Genomic DNA, 6,364 nt, shown 5'->3' with positions numbered 1-6,364 from the left:
GGTTACCGTCGGCTGCTACAGGCGACAAAGTTGTATAGGGCCATCGCAGGCAAGCCAGCTCCTACAGGGGAGTGCATTACGCCCGCCTGATATCGTCGTTTATTGCAACCTGCATGATGTGGCTAAGTTCAATTTAAATAAGTAATTGAAATCAAAGGAATTTAATTTTATCGGCGACTGGCACGCTGCCTGCACTGTCCGTTTTGAGACTTGTAACATCATTTTTCGTGCCTGGAGCAAAACAACAATGATCACATCCTCATCCACGCTGCAAGAGTCAAGCACGCTCTCCGGGGTTTCCTGGGGGGCGATTTTTGCCGGGGCCGCTGCGGCGGCTGCCTTGTCATTGATCCTGGTGTTGCTGGGTTTAGGCCTGGGCTTCTCGGCGGTGTCGCCGTGGGCTAACAGCGGTATCAGCGCCAAGGGCCTTGGCATTTCCACGATTGTCTGGCTGGCGTTCACCCAGATTGTCGCTTCTGGCCTGGGCGGTTACATCGCCGGTCGGTTGCGGGTGAAGTGGGCCAATATGCACGGCGACGAGGTGTACTTTCGCGATACCGCCCATGGCTTCCTGGCGTGGGCAGTGGCCACATTGATCACGGCGATGCTGGTGGTCGGTTCGGTCAGCAGTGTGGTCAGCGGCGGCGTGAAAGCGGGTGCAAGTGTGGCATCGGGCGCCGCCAGCGGCCTCACCCAGGCGGCGGGCAGTGCGGCCAAGGGTGCCGACAGTGGTGACTTCGGTTATTACGTCGACAGCCTGTTCCGCGATGATCGCCCCGCGGCGGTCAGCGATGATGCAGCCCACGCCGTAGTCGGTCGCATCCTGACGCGTACGTTGAGCAACGACGGCCAACTGGCAGCGGAAGATCGTGCCTACCTGGCCCAACTGATCAGCCAACGTACCAACCTGAGCCAGGCCGATGCCGAAGCCCGTATCGACAAGGTGTACGGCGATGCGCGCAAAGCCGTTGAAGACGCCAAGCTCAAAGCCAAACAGGCCGCTGAGACCGCAGCGAAAGTGGCGGCTTACACCTCGCTGTGGACCTTTGTAGCGCTGCTCATCGGGGCGTTCTTCGCCAGCTTCGCCGCCACCTTCGGCGGTCGCCGCCGGGATGCCGTGGTGTACGTCGAAACCGAAAACTACGTTCGTTAATTCAAGGAGAACATGATGCGCTCATTACTGCTGTGGTTCCTCGGCGTGCCGATTCCAGTGATCATCCTGATCGCGATCTTCATGCACTAAACCCACTCCTGGCTCGCTCCCCCTTGTAGGAGCGAGCTTGCTCGCGAAAAATTCACAGGCGCCACGTTCCCTCAGGGAGTACCCGTTATCGTTGTGGTTTTTCGCGAGCAAGCTCGCTCCTACAGAGGGCAAATAGAGCAAGCCTTGTCAGTCGTCGAATCCTACCTGCTCATGGATTTCATCCACCTTCAATTCCAACCGATACGCCACCGCAATAAACAACGCCTGGCACAGGCACAGGGTGGCGCTCAACGAGCGGAAAGCAAACGAAGAGCCTTCATTGACCAACAGCACCGCGTTCGCCCGCTTGGCCAGGGGCGACAGGTTGCTGTCGGTGATGATCAGGGTCTTGGCTTGGTGATGCTGCGCGATGCGCAGGCAGTGCTGGGTCTCTTTGCCGTAGGGCGTGAAACTGATCGCGATCACCAGGTCATTGGCGCGCACGCTGCGCATCTGCTCGCGATAACTGCCGCCTAGGCCCGAGATCAAGTGGATGCGCTTGTTGGTGTGCTGCAGGTTGTAGACCAGGTAGTCGGCCACTGCAAAAGAGCGGCGCACGCCAACCACGTAAATGTTGTCGGCATTGACCACCAGGTCCACGGCTTTCTCGAAGGCAGCGTCGTCCAACTCCAACCCCAGGCGTTCGATGCCCGACAAGGTGGCGTTGACGCACTCACGCGCCAGGTCGCCGCCGCTGGCCTTCTGCGACTTGTTGGCGATCATGCTGCGGATGCGCTGCTGGTAGTTCTGCACCGGCGTGGTCTTGTGGGTATACGCCTCGCGAAACAGCGCCTGCATCTCACTGAACCCACTGAAGCCGAAACGCTGGGAAAACCGCACGATGGCCGAGGGGTGCACTTCGCATTCCCGGGCGATGTCGCTGATGCGGTCGACCATGATCCGGTCGCTCTGCTGGCTCATGTAACTGGCGATGCGTTTGAGCTGACGCGGCAGGCTCTCGTATTCGTCGGTGATCAGCTGCAACAGGCGTTCGGCATTGACCGGAGGGCTGGCGACAGTTTCTTCCAGGGTGGTCTCGGGATCGGTGCGGGACATGGGCAATCCTTCTGGCGTGTTCGTCTGATGCGCTGATAGGTGGCGCAAGTCTACAGGGTAGGCGCAAAAAAATACCCCGGCATCACGGGCCGCGTGGCCTGCTGAAACGATGCATGGGCGCTGGCGTGCCACTATCCTGGGGTATTGGAAAAAATATTCCACTAAAAATAAATATGGAATAAATATTGATTGCTGCCTGCGTACGTTCTAGTCTGCTCCCACCAAGAGCGTTTGCCGTCGCCACGGCGGCACAACGCAGGCTGATAAAAATAACAGGAGCCAGCATGGGCCAGACTCGTTTTGCCAGTGGGCGTCAATTGGATCTGATTTGCCTCGGGCGCCTGGGCGTCGATCTCTATGCGCAGCAAGTCGGTGCGCGGCTTGAAGATGTGTCCAGCTTCGCCAAGTACCTCGGCGGTTCCTCCGCCAATATCGCTTTCGGCACGGCCAGGCTTGGGCTCAAGTCGGCAATGCTGAGCCGGGTGGGCGATGACCATATGGGCCGTTTCCTGGTGGAATCCCTGGCCCGCGAAGGCTGTGATGTCAGCGGCATCAAGGTCGACCCGGAGCGCCTCACCGCCTTGGTCCTGCTGGGCCTCAAGGACCGCGAAACCTTCCCCCTGGTGTTCTACCGCGAAAACTGCGCCGACATGGCCCTGCGCGCCGAAGACATCAGCGAAGCCTTTATTGCCTCCAGCAAGGCGCTGTTGATCACCGGTACGCATTTCTCCACCGACGGCGTGTACAAAGCCAGCCTCCAGGCCTTGGATTATGCGGCCAAGCACAACGTCAAGCGCGTGCTGGACATCGACTATCGCCCCGTGTTGTGGGGCCTGGCCGGCAAGGCCGATGGCGAAACTCGTTTTGTTGCCGACCAGAATGTCAGCCAGCATGTGCAGAAGATCCTGCCGCGCTTTGACCTGATCGTCGGCACCGAAGAAGAATTCCTCATCGCCGGAGGCAGCGAAGACCTGCTCACGGCCCTGTGTACCGTGCGTGAACTGACCCCGGCGACCCTGGTGGTCAAGCTCGGCCCCCAGGGCTGCACGGTGATCCACGGCGCGATTCCCGCGTGCCTGGAAGACGGGGCGATCTACCCCGGTGTACGGGTTGAAGTGCTCAACGTGCTGGGCGCCGGTGATGCCTTTATGTCGGGCTTTCTCAGCGGCTGGATCAAGGATGCCAGCGATGAGCGTTGCAGCCAGTTGGCCAATGCCTGTGGCGGCCTGGTGGTGTCTCGCCACGCCTGCGCGCCAGCGATGCCGACACCTGCCGAACTCGATTACCTGTTCAACAGCCCCGTGCCCATCACCCGGCCGGACCAGGACGTGACCCTGCAACGCCTGCACCGTGTCACGGTGCCGCGCAAGGCCTGGAAGCAACTGTTCGTGTTTGCTTTCGACCACCGTTGGCAATTGGTGGAGCTGGCGCAAAAAGGCGGCCAGGCCCCTGAGCGTATCAGCGACATCAAGCAGTTGTTTATTCAGGCCATCGAACGCGTGGAGCGCAAACTCAGCGAGCAGGGCGTCGAGGCCGATGTGGGCCTGCTCGCCGACCAACGCTTTGGCCAGGATGCACTCAACGCGGCCACGGGTCGCGGCTGGTGGATCGCGCGCCCGGTGGAGGTGCAGAACTCGCGGCCCCTGGCGTTCGAGCACGGGCGTTCAATTGGCAGCAACCTGATTGCCTGGCCCCAGGAACACATCATCAAGTGCCTGGTGCAATTTCACCCCGATGACGAGCCGATGCTGCGCCTGGAGCAGGAAGCGCAACTCAAGGCGGTGTACGAGGCGTCGCTGGTCAGTGGCCACGAACTGCTGCTGGAAGTCATCCCGCCCAAGGATCACCCGTCCACCTACCCGGATGTGCTCTACCGCAGCCTCAAGCGCCTCTACAACCTGGGCATCTACCCGGCCTGGTGGAAGATCGAAACCCAGTCGGCCGCAGACTGGAAAAAGCTCGACGAACTGATCCAGGAACGCGACCCCTACTGCCGTGGTGTGGTGTTGCTGGGCCTGAATGCGTCCCCCGAATTTCTCGCCGATGGCTTCAAGCAGGCCAGCCAGAGCAGCACCTGCCGTGGGTTTGCCGTGGGCCGCACGATCTTCCACGAGCCGAGCCGGGCGTGGATGGCCGGGGAGATTGATGACGAAACGCTGATCCAGCAGGTGCAAGCGACCTTCGAACAACTCATCAACGCCTGGCTCAACGCCCGAACCTGATACATGACCGATATCTGTAGGAGCGAGCTTGCTCGCGAAGATCGTTAACGATTACACGGGCATTCTGGCGAAACGCGCTGCCCTTGCGTTTTTCGCGAGCAAGCTCGCTCCTACAGTTGAGACGCGACTTGAATAATAAAGGTGCAGCCATGCCCGCAATCCGAATTGGCATCAACCCGATCTCCTGGAGCAACGACGACCTCCCGGCCCTCGGCGGTGAGACCCCGCTGAGCACGGCCCTGAGCGAAGGCAAGGACATCGGCTACGAAGGTTTTGAACTCAACGGCAAGTTCCCCAAGGATGCCCAGGGCGTCGCTGACGTGTTGCGCCCCTATGACCTGGCGCTGGTGTCCGGTTGGTACTCCAGCCGCCTGGCCCGCCGTTCGGTGGCTGAAGAAATCGAGGCGATTGCCGGCCATGTCGAACTGCTCAAACACAACGGCGCCTCGGTGCTGGTATACGGCGAAGTGGCCGACTCGATCCAGGGCTCGCGCATCCGCCTGATCGAGCGCCCGCGTTTTCACAGTGAACAGGCCTGGCAGGCTTACGCCGACAAGCTCACTGAACTGGCGCGCTTCACCTTGTCCCAGGGCGTGCGTCTGGCCTACCACCACCATATGGGCGCCTACGTCGAATCCCCCGACGACATCGACCAGTTGATCAAACGCACGGGCCCGGAAGTCGGCTTGCTGTTCGATTCGGGCCACTGCTACATGGGCGGCGGTGAACCCCTCGAGGTGCTGCGCAAGCATATCGACCGCGTCTGCCATGTGCATTTCAAGGACGTACGCAAACCCGTGGTGCAACTGGCGCGTAACCAGATGTGGAGCTTCCCGGACTGCATCGTCAACGGCACCTTTACCGTGCCCGGCGATGGAGATATCGACTTCGCACCGTTGCTGGATGTGTTGCTTGCAGCGAACTACGAGGGCTGGCTGGTGGTAGAGGCCGAGCAGGACCCGGCCGTGGCGCCCAGCTATATCTACGCCAAGAAGGGTTACGACACCCTGCGTGCGCTTCTCAACCAGAGGACTTGAGTGATGAGCTTGTTGGTCAAAAGCAGCAAACGCGGGCAAACCATGGTGGCGCTGGAAGCGGGGCGCCTGGAGTATGTGGGCTTTGCCGCCTACCGTTTGAGCCTGGGCGAAACCCTGCCGGTCAGCGCAGGTGATCAGGAGCTGTGCCTGGTGTTGCTCAGCGGTCGGGTGACGATCGAAGGCCAAGGCTTCAGTTGGCAGAACCTCGGTGATCGCCAGTCGGTGTTCGAGGACAAATCGCCGTTCGCCGCCTACCTGCCGCCGGGCACCGATGCGCAGATCAGCGCCTTGAGCGATGTGCAGATCGCTGTCTGCGCCGCCCCGGGCGCCGAGGGTTTCGCTCCGCGCCTGATCCGTCCGGAACAGTGCAAACGCAGTGTGCGCGGCAAGGGCGCCAATACCCGTTACGTGTGCGACATCCTGCCCGACAGCGAGCCGGCCCATTCGCTGCTGGTGGTGGAAGTCCGCACGCCGTCGGGGCATTCCTCCAGCTACCCACCGCACAAGCACGACACCGACGACCTGCCGCACCAGAGCTTCCTGGAAGAGACCTACTACCACCAGATCAACCCGCCCCAGGGCTTTGTATTCCAGCGCGTGTACACCGACGATCGCAGCATCGACCAGGCCATGGCCGTGGAAAACAGCGACCTGGTGGTGGTGCCCAAGGGCTATCACCCGGTCAGCGTGCCGTACGGCTACGAGTCTTATTACCTGAACGTGATGGCCGGCCCCAAGCGCGCCTGGCATTTCCATAACGACCCGCAGCACAGCTGGCTGCTGGACCTCTAAACGGTGTTGGACGG

General features: G+C 60.9%; 5 protein-coding genes. 4 read left to right on the top strand and 1 reads right to left on the bottom strand.

Translation table 11 applies throughout. From position 1 onward, the window contains the following. Nucleotides 1–247: 247 nt before the first annotated feature. Nucleotides 248–1,153 (top strand): hypothetical protein, encoded by a 906-nt coding sequence (locus A7K61_RS20880; protein WP_069558267.1) that lies wholly within the window; start codon nucleotides 248–250, stop codon nucleotides 1,151–1,153. A 237-nt stretch (nucleotides 1,154–1,390) separates the two neighbouring features. On the opposite strand, the gene A7K61_RS20875 is transcribed toward A7K61_RS20880, so the two are convergent. Continuing rightward, nucleotides 1,391–2,299: a MurR/RpiR family transcriptional regulator gene (locus A7K61_RS20875; RefSeq protein ID WP_003191682.1), complete on the bottom strand. Its 909-nt coding sequence runs from the start codon at nucleotides 2,297–2,299 to the stop codon at nucleotides 1,391–1,393. Nucleotides 2,300–2,583: 284 nt separating this feature from the next. Between A7K61_RS20875 and iolC the strand changes: the two genes are divergently transcribed. The 3 genes from iolC to iolB all read left to right on the top strand — a co-directional run bounded on the left by iolC (nucleotide 2,584) and on the right by iolB (nucleotide 6,350). Beyond that, entirely contained in the window at nucleotides 2,584–4,521 is a 1,938-nt protein-coding gene (gene iolC / locus A7K61_RS20870; RefSeq protein WP_069558266.1) for a 5-dehydro-2-deoxygluconokinase, read from the top strand. 149 nt (nucleotides 4,522–4,670) lie between these two features. Next, nucleotides 4,671–5,558: a myo-inosose-2 dehydratase gene (gene iolE / locus A7K61_RS20865; protein ID WP_047711017.1), complete on the top strand. Its 888-nt coding sequence runs from the start codon at nucleotides 4,671–4,673 to the stop codon at nucleotides 5,556–5,558. A gap of 3 nt (nucleotides 5,559–5,561) precedes the next feature. After that, nucleotides 5,562–6,350: a 5-deoxy-glucuronate isomerase gene (gene iolB, locus A7K61_RS20860; RefSeq protein ID WP_044274097.1), complete on the top strand. Its 789-nt coding sequence runs from the start codon at nucleotides 5,562–5,564 to the stop codon at nucleotides 6,348–6,350. The last annotated feature ends 14 nt before the right edge of the window (nucleotides 6,351–6,364 follow it).

This window comes from Pseudomonas sp. AP42 (assembly GCF_001728935.1).
Lineage (GTDB): Bacteria > Pseudomonadota > Gammaproteobacteria > Pseudomonadales > Pseudomonadaceae > Aquipseudomonas > Aquipseudomonas lactis.
The sequence above is the reverse complement of the archived record's forward strand: the minus strand, read 5'-3'. Positions and strand labels throughout refer to the sequence as shown.

Coding starts and splice junctions, on each gene's coding strand:
- A7K61_RS20880 (WP_069558267.1), top strand. CDS start 248: ATGATCACATCCTCATCCACGCTGCAAGAGTCAAGCACGCTCTCCGGG.
- A7K61_RS20875 (WP_003191682.1), bottom strand. CDS start 2,299: ATGTCCCGCACCGATCCCGAGACCACCCTGGAAGAAACTGTCGCCAGC.
- iolC (WP_069558266.1), top strand. CDS start 2,584: ATGGGCCAGACTCGTTTTGCCAGTGGGCGTCAATTGGATCTGATTTGC.
- iolE (WP_047711017.1), top strand. CDS start 4,671: ATGCCCGCAATCCGAATTGGCATCAACCCGATCTCCTGGAGCAACGAC.
- iolB (WP_044274097.1), top strand. CDS start 5,562: ATGAGCTTGTTGGTCAAAAGCAGCAAACGCGGGCAAACCATGGTGGCG.